Genomic DNA, 16,223 nt, shown 5'->3' on the forward strand with positions numbered 1-16,223 from the left:
AGAAGGCTTGCTTTGACGACCTGAATGTTCACTAAAGCAGTTTGATAGATAATCATCCAGCTTCTCCCAATCAATAAAATCAGCTAATAAGCAAAGTTTATGAGAAAGATCAATTTGCTCTGATAATTCTGGTTTGAATAGGTCTTTGGTTTCTTTGAATTTTTGCTCTTTATTACGCATGAAATTGCAAGGTTTTGCATGGTTGATACCATAAATCTTGCAATTTAGCTTGCGAAATTTCAAGTGCTAACACACTACTTATATAGCTTTAAGGAATTTTTCAGGGGCGACTAATTCATCAATGAAGATAATTAACTTATTTTTCTTAGCCATACTCTCCAATATATCGCGTAACTCATCGATGTTTTTTTCAGACTCGACATGACTTTCAATGGCTGTAGCTGCGTATTGAAAGAAAGCATCTTCACTTTTACTTATTACCTCTTTAAGGTCTTCATTTAATGTATTGAAATTCTGCTTAAGTAAATGGCTAACAACAGCTTTTCCGCCAGTTTTTAAAAAGAATGCTGAAACTTCGGCGGCTTTAGTAAGCAATTTTTTATAGTTTTCTTTATGTGATTCGCTGCTTATCGCCTTTAATATTTCACTGATTACTGTAATCAAAGGCTGCTCTATATGATCATATTTGAACGCATCAATATAGATAGCATTTACCGTATTATCATTACTGGTATTTATAAGATTGATAGTTTTATGACAAAACTCAGTTTTCCCTACACCCCAATCACCATTAATAATTAAAGGTGAAATATCAATATTACTATCAATCAAACTGTAAATATTATCAGCGATTGATTTTCTATTGAATTCATCTCTATCATCGAATGTATATTCATTTATTGGATTATCTATATTCATAACAACCTACATTACATCCTTTTCACCATCAACAACGCGTGACTTTATTTGCTGAACACGTGTTTTTATAAACTCAATTTCTTCACTTGATGATTCAAATAAAGGCTTATTGTCTTTATATAAAATCTTTAATACTGTCTCGAGTATCAATCTATTTTCATGCGTCATAACGGCAGCATTTTGATAGAACTCCTCCCAGTTTTCCTTATTATCTTCTTCTGGTTGTAGCTGTTTTTCCTTAACATAAATACCTATATCTAACAATTCTCTAACGCAATCAGGAAAGCTTTTATTAGTTTCATTTGCAATATTTTCAATCCGTTTTTTTAGATTTTCATCGACTCTTACATCAATTCTAACAGACATATTCATCCTCAAATATCATCATTATTACCATGGACTACACGATTTTTAACTTGTTGAATTCGTGTAGTGATATATTCTAATTCCTCATTTGCAGATTTAAATTTTGATTTACTTTCATCAAAAACGGCTTTTAAAATAGATTCCAAAATCAACTTAGATTCCAACGATTTAATCGCAGATATTTGCTCTAATTCATCCCAATTATCTTGAGAATCATCTGCGCTTAATCCCACTTGAATTAAGTCTCTGACATACTGAGACAATTGAATATTTTTCTTTTTTGCTTTTTCTTCCAGTTCATCTTTTAAATAATCTGGAACCCGTATTGTTAATATTTTAGCCATTTCACCCTCGTTTTATCCTTGATTTAATTATTCACCAACGTATGACGATTGTATTTTAATGTAAGTCTTTAGTCATACAATAAATTGCAAACGGATAAATTCCACTTGATTTGCTTCATATTCTATCAAATATGATCATACAATTGTATGCTATCAAAAGCTAAACTCATAAATTCAGTGTATTTTTTTGTATGTCGCGACATACACTCGTCACACGTCAATGCAACACTGCATATATATGGCATACAATTTACGTTTTTAAAGCTTTTATCCGCTTAAAATCTATATCATACAATTAGCATACGCTTATTTTAACCGCCATACAATCATATTATATGAATACTTATAAAATCAATCATATTTATTTATTCATATGGATTTATGACGAATGTCATACTAAAATATTTATAAATATCATACATTCGTCATAAATGATTATTTTACATATGATGCGGATATTTTTCCGAAAATACAACGCCATTTGGCGGTATATTGGAAAACAAAACAACTCATTTTCTCAAAAAAACGTATCGCTCGCAAACCCTTTAAAATAAAGGCTTTCACGACTTGGATTATGCCCCTGCTAACAGCGTAGGGTGTGCTACTATATTATATGACGGATTTTATCACTTGCGTATACGGTGAAAATTATTGGTTAAATTTTTAAAAATGAGAGAAAAACTAAAAGCCACTTCAATTTATGGCGACTGAATAAATTTATTTTGCCAATCTAAAATCTAAGCAACTTCTTTATATTTATTTTTTGCATTAACATTTAAGAGATACTAAAAACTTCTACGCAACCTTTAACGGCTTCCCATATAATCATCATCCTTTAAATGTGAAAGCCAAATTTCAATATATTTTACTCGAAAATAATGCGTGGGCTTTTTCCAAGAAAACGACCAACTTTTATTAATGTTTCCAGTGTGAATCCAGATTCACCTTTTAAAATTCTTTGGGTTTGCGATGTGCTTGTTTCTAACCCTTTTTTAACGTCATTAAAAGTTAAGTGATTACTTTCGATATAATTATTTAGCTCATTAGCAATTGACTGTTTCAATATCAAATATGCATCAATGCGTTTGTCTGCTTCTTTATTTATGCTATTTATTTGCTTTTCTGTTAGTCTCTCTTGCATTATTTGGTCTATGCTTCTCATAAGTTCACCTCGCCTTTTTTAATCTTTCTAGCCTGCTTGTCTGCTTTCTTAATATCTTGCTTTTGCGTTCCTTTATTACCACCCAGCAAACCAACATATATTTTATTATAGTGATGCATATAATAAAGGCGATTGCCAAAGCGTCTACAACGCAACTCTTTTATTTTTTCTTTTGTTCCTGACAATGACTTTGTAAATGGCTGCTGTAATTCATAACCTAGCTTTCTAAGCATACGAATCAAAATAAGCATTTCATTTTGTTGATCTAATGGCAAACTAAAAAGCCAATCCTCAGCGTCTTTAAGTAAAACTAATTCGTACACGTTAAATTTACCTTGTGATCATATTTCTATATTTTACCCTAAAATGGGTATATTGTCAATATGCCAATATTTTTATATATTATTTAGCGTAATATTTTTAACAAAGGATAAGAAAATATGCCAGTTATTGAAAAACCAAAATTACCAACTTATACCACACTACCCAAGAAAGTTAAAATCTCAGAAGAAACCTATTTAAAAACCCTAGAGTACTTAGATTGGAATGAGTCACTAGAAGGTGAAAAAGATATTGATTTTTTAATTGATCAAGCCTTGCAACTTGTTTTCGATAGTGATCGAGAATTTAAAAAGTTTAGAAAAGATAATATTAAAAAATAGTCTTTCCTCTTGTCTGAATTGTTTTCATTAATCAAGTTTATCTACCATGTAAATAGAATAAAAATATATGAAACACATAAATGTATTGTGTAATTTCACTGTTTTGTTATAATAGTTTTGTGGAAGCAGATTTGCTTTTACTTAATACAAAATGACCTAAACGGAGAAATTAAAAATGAATAAATTTGAAGCTGCTAATATTTTGGGATTAGTTGGAACAGTTAGTCAGGAAGACATCAAAAAAGCCTATCGGAAAAAAGCCGCTGAATTTCATCCTGACCGCAATCCAAATGGCACTGAAATGATGCAGATAATTAATGCTGCTTATGATCTTTTGCAAGATGTTGAATCCCTTGAAGTTTTTGAAGATAAAGTTACCGCAGATTATCCAAATGAATTAAGTAAAGCATTAAATGCCATTACTCAATTACATGGTATTGATATTGTCATCTGCGGTCTATGGGTATGGGTAAGTGGAAATACAAAAGAACACAAAGAAACACTAAAGGAAAATGGGTTTAAATGGTCAAAAAACAAAGCACAGTGGTATTACCGCCCTGCTAAAGCTAAAAGCTATAGAAAAAGCAAAGAGTGGAATATGGATGATATAAAAAACCATTACGGCTCAACTGTTGTGAAAACAAATCATTATGAGCACCTAATAGAAAAATAAGCTAGCTTTAATTAAAATAAAATACATAAATGTATTGTTATTATTTTGTAGCATGATATGATTATTTTTGTAAGCGGTATTGCTTACATTGTTTAATCAATTGACCTTTACGGGAGTAAGATAAAAATGAGATTTCAAAAAAACTTAGCCATTCTGAAATTACTTAAAAGCGGAATTGATCTAAAAGATTATTCAGGGTTTGGCGGTCTCCATAAAATAATGAGCAAAGAAGAGCATGACGCTTTAAAAAATGTGTTAGGTGATGCTGTATACAAGCAAATAATGGCAAGCTCAAAAACAGCCTATTATACCCCTACTAAAATGATTGAATCAATTTATGCTGGTTTAACAAAACTCGGCTTCACTGGTGGAAAAATTTTAGAGCCTGCTTGCGGTCATGGTGCATTTATTTTTAATTGCCCTGACAGCATAAAAGAAAAAAGTGTATTTCATGCTATCGAATTAGATCGAATCAGCGCACGCCTAACTCGCTTAATTTGCCCATATGCTAAAGTGGCTAATTTAAGTTTTGAAAATACAAAATTTAATGATAGCAGTTTTGATGTTGTTCTCGGCAACCCACCCTATTCATCACAAAAAATCACTTGCCAAGATACGGAATTAGATCAGTTAGTTATTCATCATTATTTTGTTGCTAAATCAATTAAATTACTTAAAGATAATGGTATTTTAGCCTTTGTGGTGCCAAGTTATTGCCTCGATAATATAAAAGGTCATGCACGTAATATTATGGCTAAGTATGGCTCCCTAATTGCAGCCTTTAGATTGCCTGAAAATATGTTTGATAATGCCAAAGTTACCGTTGATATTATTTTTTTTAGTAAAAGTCATAATTATTACTGCAATTACTTAGATGTAAGATACATTAATATCAACAACCATCAACTAGCAATTAATCAATACTTCATTGATTACCCTGAACACGTAATTGGCAATCTTGAAACGTGCAATATGTATAACGAGCGCATAGGTCTAACTGTAAGAAATCATCAGCCAAAAGACATTATCTATCAAACGCTAGATAAATTAATGCAGAAGCTACCAACAGTTATTAATAACGCTATAGAAAAGCCAGTACATAATGACATAGAAAATGCAAAGATTAAAATAGCTCAATCTATTAATGTGCTCAATTCAGCATCGAGTGAGCTTGAAACTAAGTTAAATCATTTAAGTATTGAACGCTTAAAAATACTAGAGCAAGAACTATTAACGATTGAACAACGAAAACACACCATTCTTGAAATGATAAACAGTTAAGTTAAACAGCCCCTTGTGGGGGCTTTAAGGATACAAAATGACAACGCTAAACTTCAAAAAGTTAGGTGATCACCAACCTCAAAACGATCGCGCCCGCTCAGTGCTGCGTCTACATGACGGTAAGCAAGAGCGTATTGGGACGTTATACCTCAACTCCAATGAGTTTGATAAAAATGATAGTATCTTTGAAAAACTCTCCCCAGATGAAATCAAAGAGGTGAAAAGCTTTATCACTAACTACAATAATCAAAGAAGATTAATGGCACATTTCAACAACAAATCACTTAACACATACAGCTACCACATTAATGATGATTTATTGGTACTTTATAACGCCATAGAAGCTGCTACAGAGCAAAATAAATCTTTGGCGCTACTAATCCAGCAATCTATTGAACATGCGATTGACAAAGCTGCGCAAAGTGATGACAAAGTGAAATCTCTTTGCCAACAATATGGATACAACTATCAAGTGCAAAAAACAGTATTTAAACCGATATTTGAGGACAGAAAAAAAGTCATAGAGATTTTCCTATCCCTTGATGAGGATAAAGAGCGTTTAATGCAAAACTTAAATGATTATCTATTGGACTGTTTTAATACGAAAAAGCAGTTTACTATCGATCAGGTATATAACATGATTAACCCTGAATTGGATTTTTTTCCCAAGGCTTACTTTATGGCAGCAGTGATTGATGTCATTCATAGCTATGGTGTTAATCCAACGACAAGTTGCGATATTCAGACAGTATTTCATTACTGGTACCAGGTGCGATTACTTCACTTAACTGAGCCTAAAGCAACTAAGCTTTTTACTAAAGTATTTGAGTTAGATGAAGACTGCATAAATCTTTTGCAGGACTCACTAAGAGAGCTGCTTACACGTGACATTTCTAAGCAATATGTCGGCTTGGAAAAACTCAAATAAATATATGCTTAATAAATTGTTAAAATGCTACAATAAAGCGTTTGATAAATGCTGAAACATGGAGTTCTATAATGGAAAGCAATCAATTAACGATTTATGAGAGAATCATTGATTTGATCAATGAAAAATCTGGTCGTCAACGTAAGGAAATGGAATTTTATCAGCATTTTTCGTACACACTAATTGAAGAACTAAACAAATATATGGGCAAAAAAAATGTTGTTGCACTATGTCCTGAAACTGGCGGTTTCACTTTTGACAAAGAATATCGCTCAGGCGAGCTAAATATTGATTTATGCAAGCATGAATGCCTAATACCTTTAATGTTTAATTTTGAAAATTTGATTTTAAGACGTCGATATATTTTGAAAATCAGTCTTGAAAAACACCTATCGTTCTATCCTGAATATGATCAAAGTGGTGATATTTCAGTAGACGATATTGAAAAACCAAATTATGTTCAAACATGTGAACATATTTCCAAGGATATTATTAATTATTTTACAACCTACCCCGAGCAAGTAATTATAGAGGATGATGATCTATTATATAATTCGACAACAATAGGACTTATACAAAGTCATTAATAATTTACGCAAGGAATAATTTTGAACTTTTTAGATAATTACAATTTACAAGCAATAGATGAATTCAAATTACATGACCTTGAATATGCAGTTAAAGAATCACTAATCAGATTTTCTGATTACAGCCTTGAAATGGCTATCAAAGCGCATAAGGTTTTCTGTCCATCTCATATGATTGGCTTTATGACTAGCTATATCACCTTTGTAATGATCGAATGGCTGGGTGAGAATGACGCTAGATCACATAAACATGATATTATTAAAGCAATCAAAAAAGAGGCATGCCACGTTAATAAGCTCTGTAACCAGTATAAGCCACATCAAGATGATATTAAGCGACCTGAACGCATAAATATCTTTAGAACGATGTCAAAGTCAGCATCAATGGTTAATCAAACCATACAAATCCAAAAATCCATTTGCGATAATGCCATTGAAAGCGGTAGAAGCTTAAAGCTTAGCGGTCAATATTCACCCAAAGGCTCTGAGAACCTATTTACTTTTTTTGAAACTATAACGATGGCACGCAATGAATCAAGTAAGTTAAAGCGTGAAGTTGCAGAATTGATTTTTTCTGATGATGATAGGGTAAATGGGTTATTAACTAAGCAACTAGCCAGACAAATAGCTTGGCTTGCTGGTTTCTTTGCTGATTTAGACAAAGATGAAAAAGTAAGCGACATAATGGATTGTATTTCTGGCGTTTTAGAAACATTAGACTTCAACCAACAACTTTTACTAATAGAGTAAAACTTCGCAAAATCATGCTGCGCTTGGAAACATCAACCAAATTCTATGAGATAATGGTTGCTCAGGATTTATTGGGTGACATGGTGATAATTTGTTATTTTGGCAGCAAAAACAGTAAGCGTCATCAAGCAAAAATGATTAAGTAAGAAAATTGTCAATACTCGATTTAAACATGGATATTGGCTCATCTATTATTGAGCATTAAAATTTAGCACAACCCACAAAATTAAAACCAGACTGATTTATCTGTGATACTAAGACTGGCTCACCATCTGAGTTTATCTTAAAAACGTTATATTTTTTCTGCTTAATCGGCATAATGAATGCATGGTTATCTATTGAATAATATTGTTCCTGACCACCAACAAAAACCGTAATGTCATTACCGTGTGCAGTTGCAGTGAAATTAAGATAGCTATTTGCCACATTCATTCCATTTTCATTTGTATAGCCATAAAAACTGCTATCACTTGCCTTTTTGACTTTGATGGTAACAACTGTCGGCAAGTAGCATGTTACGTTAGTATTCACAATGCTTGGGAACCTCGAGTCACCACATTTAATATCACCACTCTCATAATGCCCATCAATGCTTTGCCAGATTGCATAATCGCCATTACATGAAGTCACAGCATCATCAAAAATATTTGTTGCTTGAGCCACTTCAAATAGCAATGGCAATGTCAGCATTAATATTGTCTTCTTCATCTTATTAATTCCTTATGTTTAATTTTTTAAATTAGCGGGCAATTACACTATGCCATAAAAAATCAAAGAGTTATCCTACATTTGTTAGGTGTATTAAATTTTTATGCCCTAGTGGTTTTTAAGTTACCGCGCCCTTAATGTAAAAAACTCTGCTCCGTCCTCCATCACAATTCTTTTCAAATGAAGTCAAAACTGCTTTGTGTTATGATATTTTCAGCCAAAATAACACCGCTAATTTTCAATGACTGGAAAAATCAACTGGAAAACACCAATACCATTGTCACATATATCAACAAAGCAAGCTGATTACCCACTTGATGCTTTGCCTGATATTATCAAAGACGCTATCCAGTCTTACGCTGAATATGGGCAACAACCCATTCCCTTATTAGCTAATAGCGCCCTTTCTAATGTCTCACTAAGCTGTCAAGGACTCGCTAATATTGCGCGTGATGATGTACTTATCAGCCCTGTCTCCATGTACTTTATTACAGTCGCATCGAGTGGTGAACGCAAAACGGCGGCTGATAAGGTTTTTGGCAAAGGTATTGAGGATTGGCAGGATAAGACAACTAAAACCATGATGCCAGAATATACGCGCATCAAAAATGAGTACAACACTTGGTCAATCAAGCGCAAAGGATTGCTGATGATGATTAGACGCTTAGCGACTCAGGGTTATGAAACAGATCAATATGATGGCTACTATAATCAGGTGATGCTTGAAGAGCCAGAAATACCTTTGTTACCTAAGCTAAAATATGAGGATATCACCGCAGAAGCTTTAAGCGAAAATTTAGCAAAAGAATATCCAAGCACAAGTATATGGTCAGATGAAGCGGGTATTTTCTTATCAAGCCCAAGTATGCAAAAAGATAATACCAAATTTGTCGCCCTACTCAACCGTTTATGGGACGCGCAGCCCATAGCCATACATCGCAAAACCACAAGTGATATTTTTATCAAAGATCGGCGCTTTACGCTCAACTTAATGATGCAGCCTTTGCTCCTTGAGCAGATGCTAAAAAAAGGGGATGGCATTAATAGAAACAGTGGATTTCTGGCACGAACCTTATTAGCCTACCCTGCCTCAACAATGGGTAATCGATATTACAAAGAACCGTTGACGAATGTAACTGAACATCTTGATATATTTCACAGGCGCATTAAAACCTGTCTAAGCAATACTCAGCCAGTTGATAAATATGGTTTTGGATACATCCCTACGCTTACTTTTAGCAAAATAGCTAAAGAGGCATGGGTGAAATACTTTAACTATATTGAAACTGCTATCGCAAATGAATACCACTGGCAATCTATTCATGATTTAGCATCCAAAGCCAGTGAAAATATTGCCAGAGTAGCTGCCCCATTCCATTTGTTTACAGGCAAGCAAGGTACTGAAATATCTGCTGAACACATTGAGTCCGCTTATCAAATTATTGAATGGCATTTAAATGAAGCTAAACGCATCTTTGGAGAAACCAAGCTGACACAGGTTGATCATGATGCCAAATTAATACTTGACGCTATTATCTCAAAGAATATTGTCGAAACCACGTCACGCGAGATTTTACGTGTCACATCCGTCCGTGACAAAGGTAGGCGAGATAAAGCAATTAAGCTACTTGAAAAGTCACATTATCTTATTTCAACACCTGATGCCAAGCGAACAAAGATCATCTTTCACCCAACACTATTCAAAACCTCTGTGACAGTTTGACAATTGTGACAATAAGGATAAATACCTTATAAATATATAGTTCTATAATCATATAATTGTCAAAATAGGCAATGACAATAGTTTAAATTACTCTGACAATATCAAAGTAATGGTTATTATGAGATCAGTTTAAATTGATTCATGATTTTAGTTTGACTTACCAACTTCTTAATAGTGGAAATGCTGCAATCTATATGGAATAAGAGCTATGTATTATATCTGGGAAAAACCCGTGCTGTATGGAATTAACCCCTAAAAATTAAACGCTTAGCCTTGTATCAAACTCAAAATCTAGCAATTTTGCTTTTTTCACTAATGACCCAAAACCGCTATGTAGCGTATTTAGAATATAGTTATATTCTCTTGGTACAACAACGCTAGGAACAGCTAAAGCGAGTGCTTGACAAGACTTCAACCACGCATCTCCCATGTCAGCAGTCTCAGGTGGCGCAGGTTGATCTTTCCAAGTGTCTGGTAATGCTTTTTGTTCAATATACTCAATATCAGATTTAGTCATTTCAACCTGAAAAAGTGAGTAGCTTTGCAGCATGGAGTAATCCTCAATATGAACAAAAACCTCAAGTATTGCAAGCGATTCTGAACTTGCACAATATACACACGGTTGTCCTTTGTTGTTCCACCTGCCACCATATATTCTAGCGCCATCACCAGTAAAGGCTTCATTGGCAAATTTCTTTTTAACTAATCTGTATGCAAAAACCTTGCTCATGCAAATACACCATGTTCAAGGCGACCAATCAAATCAATAACAGCCTTAGTTTCTGCTGATGTTCTAAGCATATCAATTGGTTTCTTTCCGCCAAGACCGATAACAGGTGATGTTAGCCAATGGTGTGCTTTATGCTGGCTCCCCTCAAATAAATTTAGCGCTGACTTGTAAACTTCTGCATAACGATACAATCGATCACTTTCAGCTTCGGTAAAGAAGCCTGATTTATACCGTCTGCTTAATGATGCTGGTGCTATGGTCGTAATCTTAGCAAGTTGGTTTTTCTCCATCCCTGAAATATCAGCTAATTTACTAAATACTTCACAACTAAATCCATCATGGATTGCTTGGTAAAGTCTTTCGCCTCTAGATGGAATGCCAACAGCATCCCAAAAGTTGTTTTGATTGGCTGGTTGCATGATAACGCCTTTTCAATTGATATATTACTAATATATCACATGAATATTTATATGCAAGTCACGGCTAATTCGTTGTTCTAGTAGACACCTTATGTGCAACCTCTTAAATTCCATGTCGATAATTTTAATCAAAAGGGCAAATATGTAAGAAATAGTATAGGTTTATTACAAAGTGATGTATCCAAGAGAAGGTAGTAATCTATACCTATTGTAATATCTCAGCTTAGTGTATTATTGTTTGCTCAGTTATAAAAAGGAGTTTAACCAATATGAATAAAACTAAACAACATGGTTTTAGCGTACTTGGGGCATTGATCACAATGGCATTTGTTTGCGCAATAGTCATGGCATTATACTTTTTAATTTCACATATAATAGGTGAAAACAAAGTTGATAAAACCGAAAAACTAATTGACCGAGTATACCATCTAGCTGATAAGTATTATCAGGAGAATGGCATGCTACCAACAAATAAAACAATACTACCATATTTTAGTAAAGACATAATTTATAACTACAAAGGTCATCAGATAATTGCAACCCCTTGGTATACAAAAGAGAATCCGTCTTTCATTTTGTTGAGAAGCCCTGATAATGACAAAGGAGCATTTGAAATATTTATTAAAAATATTCCATATAAAGACTGCCCAGAATTAATTACCTTATTCCAAAAAGAAATAGAATCCAAGAAATACCCAATTAGTATAAAAGGTTTTGGTGGATATATATTCAATACTTCTGACTCATATGCAAATTGCTTGCCAGACAGTTCAAATGCAAATTACCTTATCTTAGAAGTATTTAAATAATTAAGGCACTACAAATAAATTTTTCTGTACTATTAAACCATACTTTTATGGGAGCATCTATCCACAGATTGTGCTGTCGCTAGTGGACTAGAAATCGTGTCTAACGCACATTCAACCCTAATCATCCTAAGGATTATTTTTAAGGTACTGTATTTCTTAAAGTAAGCAAAGCTTACACTATAGTTTTAAAGCTTCTGCCGCGGCTTTGCTTATAGCATTAGAGTTTTTTGCATCCCAATTACTATCCCACATCATAACACCTCCAACAGAAATATTATACTTAGACTCTAAAGTTGCAATGGCTTCTTTCAACTGGTCTGGTGGTGTATAAAAGCTTGAGATCCCAGCAACTGGAGAAGCTAAAACCCCCATGATCAGTTTATTCGCTGGCACACCATTGAAGTTTGCAATTTTATATGGCAAATGATTCATCCAGCCAAGATAATTGGTTATCAAGAAATCAGATGTGGCTGGGATGGAACCAAGATAACCATTATTATACATTTGGGGCTGCACATAGTTAATTTGACTGAGCGAGCTCTGAAGAATTGGTACAAAATAATTCCATGGACTACCGCCTTGATCTGGCCTAGGAACAGGAATCCCCTGTTGTGGATATACCGTCACATTTTCAGGACTTACCACAATTAGTTTATCTTGTCCTAGCGTAGCTCTTAATTTAGAAATTGTTTCAGAAACTATTTTTGGAGCTGTTGTGTAGCCTTCTATATCTAAATCAACTCCATCCAAATTATTATCACTTACAATTTTGGTAATACTATTTACAAAGTTATCAGGGTTTTTAAAAATAGGCTCCCAGTGCCCATTTTGGCCACCAACTGAAATTAGCACCTTTTTACCTGCTCTATGCCAATCATTAATTAATTGTGTTGGCATTGTATCAGCATCTACACTGCCATCTGTATGTGTATTAACAAAAGCCAAGATAACTATGGTTGCCTTTTCATATACATCATTATCGACAGACTGACCGCAGTAATTACCACTAAACCCACACCAAAAGATAGAAAGTTGCTTACTACTCTCTTGCTTTTGATAGTTCACAGCAATAGTTTGGTTATCTTTATTTGCAGTAAAACTAGACGGAGATAACGTTGCAACATAGTTATTATAAGAAGATGCAGATGCACTCCACTTCTGATTGTCTTGAGGAATAGATAACTGATAAGCTTTATTTGCTGTTAAATTAACAGTTTTCTTCTCCCCTTTCTCTGGTGTTAAAGATAACTGACTAGTTGCGCCTTCTGGTAATCCTGCTACATTAATGCTAACACTCTCAGTTGGAATGACTCTACTCGTATAATCAACTTTAACATGACTAACTTTATTTGCATGTACCTCTACAACTTGTGATCCCACACTTGGGGTATAATTAATACCCTTAGCGGTATAGCTCTGTGTTTTAAGCGTATAGTTTACATCAGATTTAGATATAGGGAATTCTCCAAGATCATTACGACCTACTTGTAATACCCCTTCTTTCAGTACGCTGCCATTCTCAGTCAACTGATAGGGAGCATTAATATCTTCATTACTGGCACTTTTAATAGATGTCATTACAACTACAGAGCCTTTTTCTACAGGTTTTGGAGCTTGATACTCAATAGTTACTGATTGAGAACCTCCACTTTTTAAACTAAAACTCTGTGGTGTGGCACTCCCTGTTCCGCCATCAATGCCAGGAACACTGATGTTAAAGCTTGCCTCATCACCTGAGAAGCTTACAGGGACATGCACAGGCTTGCCCCACGCTTTATTTTTTACCTCAGCAACCATTTTTCCATTAGAAGTAATTACAACATTTGCAAGCTTATCATCTTTAATATAGGCAGGCTTTTGTGGCAACTTAACATTAATCGTTGCTTTTGAGATAGGTGCGACTGGGCCGACACTAAAGTTTGAAATCTCAAACTGATTGTTTGAAGGGGAGAAGCTCATGCTAACTGATTGATTAGCTGGGACAATATAAGGTTCATCAGGCCACCATTTCTTGACAGTTACAACAACATTGCTGCCATTTTGTACTAATTTCGCATTACCACTTAATCCCCAAATAGAGGTAACTTTAACATCATTGCTGACATCAAATTTAATCGGATTGTCTACAAGATTAGTTGGTGCATCACAGTAAAACGTTATTTTTCCTGTCCATCCAGATTGCGCATTATCTAAAACACAGTTGGCCGCTCCTACTCCTGCCGATGCTAATAATATCGCAGTAGATAGTAATTTATTTGATCTTTTCATTTATGTATCCCCATTCTCATTTATTTGTTTCTTTTCTAATAAGTCATTAGGGAAGTATATTTTCCTCCCAATACTCATAATACGATTTTATATTACCTCTCCTCCATTTCGCCTTCAATTCTCTAGACTGTGTTTTTCCTTAGGCTTTCAACCTAAATATAAAACTATTATCATATTGTTAAGCTTTAAATTTGTTGCTTAATAAAAATTTACGATTAAGTTATCGATATATCCCTATGAAATATATACTATATTTGCTCGATCAAGGTGAGACATTCACCAGTAAACCTTAAGGTTACACAAAACTATTTATTATCTAAATCATTGGTTAGCCGGTAAAAACTTGCTTTGCTATTACCATACTTTTCATTATCTCAGCGATTCCAAGAAGCTTATCTCTATCTTTGTCAATCACCCTATCGTTGACCTACACTGTGAATCTCAAAAAGAAAAGTGTCCACAACTCACAGGCTAAGTTAGGCATAAAAACGATCGTTTTACGATAGTCAAAACCTAACCGCTAAAAATCACATCCATATGATCTTAAAATCAATGTTTACGTTATACTATTGCGTTATACATAATAAAAAGTTAAAATTATACCATTATCTATCTTTATGTATAACAAACTGGCGCCATCATCATGATAAAGTTATCAGAGCTAACCACGATCCAAAAAAATGACCTCTATCGAAGTTTAAGAGTCAGTATCACTCATCATTCAAATGCAATTGAAGGATTAACACTGACTTATGGCGAAACAAAACGGCTGTTAGAAAGTGGTATGACTGCACCCAATAAACCACTACATGAGCAGTTAGTTATTCTGGGCTTTGCAGATGCCTTTGATTTTGTGGTACGGGAAGCAGAAAACACGGGACACCATTTTGATGATGAGTTCATGAAAGATATCCACGCTATCCTTTTTGATAAAGCACTTAAAATTGCACCAGAACGCATCGAGCGACCTATTGGTGCTTGGCGCAAAGATGAACGCCAAATACTAGGGGTAGATATTCAGCTATCATCACCTAAAAATATAGATCAGGATATTGGCAATCTACTCTATCGCACAGAAGCTAATATGGATATACGTGCGATTGCTGATTTTCATATTAATTTTGAACGTATCCACCCTTTTGCTGATGGCAATGGCCGTGTTGGTAGGTTGCTGATGGCTTATCAGGCAATTAAAAATAACTACTTACCGCCATTGATCACAAATGATCATCGTGAGGAGTATTTGACATCTCTTAATAATGTTGATGAACATGCTCAATTTATTGAATCGGCTATCGGAGAAACAATGGAGCTTGTCAGTGCTCAATAAAAAATCAGACAACCCAACTGCTAAAGTGTTTGCTTACGCACGAGTGTCCACACGCTCACAAAAAACAGATCGTCAGGAAGTTGATTTAAAAGAATATGGTTACGATGAAATCTTTATAGACAAAATCTCTGGATCAACCACAAAACGCCCTGCCCTTCAGGATATGCTCTCTCGTCTACGTGCTGGTGACACTGTCATTGTTCATAGCTATGATCGATTAGGCAGGTCAACAAAGGATTTATTTGATCTCATCGAACACTTTAAAGATTCCAAAGTCGTATTTAAGTCACTTAAAGAAGAAGTTGATACCTCTACTGCCATGGGTGAATTGTATTTCACTATCCTATCAGGCATTGCCCAATTTGAACGTAATAAACTAAGAGAGCGTACATTAGAAGGATTGCGAGCATCACCCAACAAGGGTGGTCGACCTAAAGGGCAGGCGAAGGAAACGCAACAAAAATGCCTATCCACTTATAACGATTATATTAACAGTGAAACCAAATCAATTCGCCAGGCACTCAAGGAGAATAATGTTTCACCACGCACTTATTATAAGTGGTACAACCGAAATAAAGAGAAACTTAAAAAATAATAGAAAAGT

The 16,223-nt window shown here is 34.4% G+C and carries 19 protein-coding genes and 1 pseudogene; 10 read left to right on the forward strand and 10 right to left on the reverse strand.

Annotated elements, in window-relative coordinates; genetic code table 11:
- The 6 genes and pseudogenes from A37Q_RS14710 to A37Q_RS14720 form a co-directional block, all read right to left on the reverse strand.
- A pseudogene (locus tag A37Q_RS14710) lies at positions 1 to 180 on the reverse strand (hypothetical protein); the annotation flags it as partial.
- A gap of 78 nt (positions 181 to 258) precedes the next feature.
- Complete coding sequence (locus A37Q_RS14715; RefSeq protein ID WP_018299317.1) at positions 259 to 879, reverse strand: P-loop NTPase fold protein; 621 nt, start codon at positions 877 to 879, stop codon at positions 259 to 261.
- Positions 880 to 885: 6 nt separating this feature from the next.
- Positions 886 to 1,245, reverse strand: coding sequence for a hypothetical protein (locus A37Q_RS0105690; RefSeq protein ID WP_018299318.1), 360 nt, complete (start codon positions 1,243 to 1,245; stop codon positions 886 to 888).
- A gap of 8 nt (positions 1,246 to 1,253) precedes the next feature.
- Positions 1,254 to 1,589 carry a hypothetical protein gene (locus A37Q_RS0105695; protein WP_018299319.1) on the reverse strand — a complete coding sequence of 112 codons (336 nt, stop codon included), beginning with the start codon at positions 1,587 to 1,589 and terminating at the stop codon, positions 1,254 to 1,256.
- A gap of 865 nt (positions 1,590 to 2,454) precedes the next feature.
- Positions 2,455 to 2,751 carry a helix-turn-helix domain-containing protein gene (locus A37Q_RS0105700; protein WP_018299320.1) on the reverse strand — a complete coding sequence of 99 codons (297 nt, stop codon included), beginning with the start codon at positions 2,749 to 2,751 and terminating at the stop codon, positions 2,455 to 2,457.
- On the reverse strand, positions 2,748 to 3,074 hold the full coding sequence (locus A37Q_RS14720; RefSeq protein WP_018299321.1) for a type II toxin-antitoxin system RelE/ParE family toxin: 327 nt from the start codon (positions 3,072 to 3,074) through the stop codon (positions 2,748 to 2,750). The genes A37Q_RS0105700 and A37Q_RS14720 overlap by 4 nt, the downstream gene beginning before the upstream one ends.
- 117 nt (positions 3,075 to 3,191) lie before the next feature.
- Between A37Q_RS14720 and A37Q_RS0105710 the strand changes: the two genes are divergently transcribed.
- The 6 genes from A37Q_RS0105710 to A37Q_RS0105735 all read left to right on the forward strand — a co-directional run bounded on the left by A37Q_RS0105710 (position 3,192) and on the right by A37Q_RS0105735 (position 7,632).
- Complete coding sequence (locus tag A37Q_RS0105710) at positions 3,192 to 3,413, forward strand: hypothetical protein (RefSeq protein WP_018299322.1); 222 nt, start codon at positions 3,192 to 3,194, stop codon at positions 3,411 to 3,413.
- 175 nt (positions 3,414 to 3,588) lie between these two features.
- Entirely contained in the window at positions 3,589 to 4,086 is a 498-nt protein-coding gene (locus A37Q_RS14725; RefSeq protein ID WP_018299323.1) for a J domain-containing protein, read from the forward strand.
- A 126-nt stretch (positions 4,087 to 4,212) separates the two neighbouring features.
- The gene (locus A37Q_RS0105720; RefSeq protein ID WP_018299324.1) at positions 4,213 to 5,367 is read left to right on the forward strand and encodes an N-6 DNA methylase; all 1,155 of its coding nucleotides are present in this window, start codon (positions 4,213 to 4,215) and stop codon (positions 5,365 to 5,367) included.
- Positions 5,368 to 5,404: 37 nt separating this feature from the next.
- Positions 5,405 to 6,295, forward strand: coding sequence for a hypothetical protein (locus A37Q_RS0105725; RefSeq protein ID WP_018299325.1), 891 nt, complete (start codon positions 5,405 to 5,407; stop codon positions 6,293 to 6,295).
- A gap of 71 nt (positions 6,296 to 6,366) precedes the next feature.
- Complete coding sequence (locus A37Q_RS0105730) at positions 6,367 to 6,882, forward strand: hypothetical protein (protein ID WP_018299326.1); 516 nt, start codon at positions 6,367 to 6,369, stop codon at positions 6,880 to 6,882.
- Positions 6,883 to 6,903: 21 nt separating this feature from the next.
- Entirely contained in the window at positions 6,904 to 7,632 is a 729-nt protein-coding gene (locus tag A37Q_RS0105735; protein ID WP_018299327.1) for a hypothetical protein, read from the forward strand.
- Between the two features lie 201 nt (positions 7,633 to 7,833).
- On the opposite strand, the gene A37Q_RS0105745 is transcribed toward A37Q_RS0105735, so the two are convergent.
- Positions 7,834 to 8,340, reverse strand: coding sequence for a hypothetical protein (locus A37Q_RS0105745; RefSeq protein WP_018299329.1), 507 nt, complete (start codon positions 8,338 to 8,340; stop codon positions 7,834 to 7,836).
- 241 nt (positions 8,341 to 8,581) lie between these two features.
- Between A37Q_RS0105745 and A37Q_RS14730 the strand changes: the two genes are divergently transcribed.
- Positions 8,582 to 10,063, forward strand: a complete 1,482-nt coding sequence (locus tag A37Q_RS14730) for a YfjI family protein (protein ID WP_018299330.1) — start codon at positions 8,582 to 8,584, stop codon at positions 10,061 to 10,063.
- 259 nt (positions 10,064 to 10,322) lie between these two features.
- On the opposite strand, the gene A37Q_RS0105755 is transcribed toward A37Q_RS14730, so the two are convergent.
- The gene (locus A37Q_RS0105755; RefSeq protein ID WP_018299331.1) at positions 10,323 to 10,793 is read right to left on the reverse strand and encodes an RES family NAD+ phosphorylase; all 471 of its coding nucleotides are present in this window, start codon (positions 10,791 to 10,793) and stop codon (positions 10,323 to 10,325) included.
- Positions 10,790 to 11,212, reverse strand: coding sequence for a type II RES/Xre toxin-antitoxin system antitoxin (gene parS, locus A37Q_RS0105760; protein ID WP_018299332.1), 423 nt, complete (start codon positions 11,210 to 11,212; stop codon positions 10,790 to 10,792). The genes A37Q_RS0105755 and parS overlap by 4 nt, the downstream gene beginning before the upstream one ends.
- A gap of 269 nt (positions 11,213 to 11,481) precedes the next feature.
- On the opposite strand from parS, the gene A37Q_RS0105765 reads away from it, so the two are divergent.
- Positions 11,482 to 12,021 (forward strand): hypothetical protein, encoded by a 540-nt coding sequence (locus tag A37Q_RS0105765; RefSeq protein ID WP_018299333.1) that lies wholly within the window; start codon positions 11,482 to 11,484, stop codon positions 12,019 to 12,021.
- Between the two features lie 177 nt (positions 12,022 to 12,198).
- On the opposite strand, the gene A37Q_RS0105770 is transcribed toward A37Q_RS0105765, so the two are convergent.
- Entirely contained in the window at positions 12,199 to 14,289 is a 2,091-nt protein-coding gene (locus tag A37Q_RS0105770) for a glycosyl hydrolase family 18 protein (protein ID WP_018299334.1), read from the reverse strand.
- A 643-nt stretch (positions 14,290 to 14,932) separates the two neighbouring features.
- Here A37Q_RS0105770 and A37Q_RS0105775 point away from each other — a divergent pair.
- Together A37Q_RS0105775 and A37Q_RS0105780 are read left to right on the forward strand one after the other, a co-directional pair.
- Entirely contained in the window at positions 14,933 to 15,619 is a 687-nt protein-coding gene (locus tag A37Q_RS0105775) for a Fic family protein (RefSeq protein WP_018299335.1), read from the forward strand.
- On the forward strand, positions 15,609 to 16,214 hold the full coding sequence (locus tag A37Q_RS0105780) for a recombinase family protein (RefSeq protein ID WP_018299336.1): 606 nt from the start codon (positions 15,609 to 15,611) through the stop codon (positions 16,212 to 16,214). Before A37Q_RS0105775 ends, A37Q_RS0105780 begins: the two co-directional genes overlap by 11 nt.
- Positions 16,215 to 16,223 lie beyond the last annotated feature (9 nt).

This window comes from Fangia hongkongensis FSC776 = DSM 21703 (genome assembly GCF_000379445.1).
Classification (GTDB): domain Bacteria; phylum Pseudomonadota; class Gammaproteobacteria; order Francisellales; family Francisellaceae; genus Fangia; species Fangia hongkongensis.

Excerpts from the sequence above, each read along its gene's own strand:
- A37Q_RS14715 (WP_018299317.1), bottom strand. The coding sequence starts at position 879 with ATGAATATAGATAATCCAATAAATGAATATACATTCGATGATAGAGAT.
- A37Q_RS0105690 (WP_018299318.1), bottom strand. The coding sequence starts at position 1,245 with ATGTCTGTTAGAATTGATGTAAGAGTCGATGAAAATCTAAAAAAACGG.
- A37Q_RS0105695 (WP_018299319.1), bottom strand. The coding sequence starts at position 1,589 with ATGGCTAAAATATTAACAATACGGGTTCCAGATTATTTAAAAGATGAA.
- A37Q_RS0105700 (WP_018299320.1), bottom strand. The coding sequence starts at position 2,751 with ATGAGAAGCATAGACCAAATAATGCAAGAGAGACTAACAGAAAAGCAA.
- A37Q_RS0105710 (WP_018299322.1), top strand. The coding sequence starts at position 3,192 with ATGCCAGTTATTGAAAAACCAAAATTACCAACTTATACCACACTACCC.
- A37Q_RS14725 (WP_018299323.1), top strand. The coding sequence starts at position 3,589 with ATGAATAAATTTGAAGCTGCTAATATTTTGGGATTAGTTGGAACAGTT.
- A37Q_RS0105720 (WP_018299324.1), top strand. The coding sequence starts at position 4,213 with ATGAGATTTCAAAAAAACTTAGCCATTCTGAAATTACTTAAAAGCGGA.
- A37Q_RS0105725 (WP_018299325.1), top strand. The coding sequence starts at position 5,405 with ATGACAACGCTAAACTTCAAAAAGTTAGGTGATCACCAACCTCAAAAC.
- A37Q_RS0105730 (WP_018299326.1), top strand. The coding sequence starts at position 6,367 with ATGGAAAGCAATCAATTAACGATTTATGAGAGAATCATTGATTTGATC.
- A37Q_RS0105745 (WP_018299329.1), bottom strand. The coding sequence starts at position 8,340 with ATGAAGAAGACAATATTAATGCTGACATTGCCATTGCTATTTGAAGTG.
- A37Q_RS14730 (WP_018299330.1), top strand. The coding sequence starts at position 8,582 with ATGACTGGAAAAATCAACTGGAAAACACCAATACCATTGTCACATATA.
- A37Q_RS0105755 (WP_018299331.1), bottom strand. The coding sequence starts at position 10,793 with ATGAGCAAGGTTTTTGCATACAGATTAGTTAAAAAGAAATTTGCCAAT.
- parS (WP_018299332.1), bottom strand. The coding sequence starts at position 11,212 with ATGCAACCAGCCAATCAAAACAACTTTTGGGATGCTGTTGGCATTCCA.
- A37Q_RS0105765 (WP_018299333.1), top strand. The coding sequence starts at position 11,482 with ATGAATAAAACTAAACAACATGGTTTTAGCGTACTTGGGGCATTGATC.
- A37Q_RS0105770 (WP_018299334.1), bottom strand. The coding sequence starts at position 14,289 with ATGAAAAGATCAAATAAATTACTATCTACTGCGATATTATTAGCATCG.
- A37Q_RS0105775 (WP_018299335.1), top strand. The coding sequence starts at position 14,933 with ATGATAAAGTTATCAGAGCTAACCACGATCCAAAAAAATGACCTCTAT.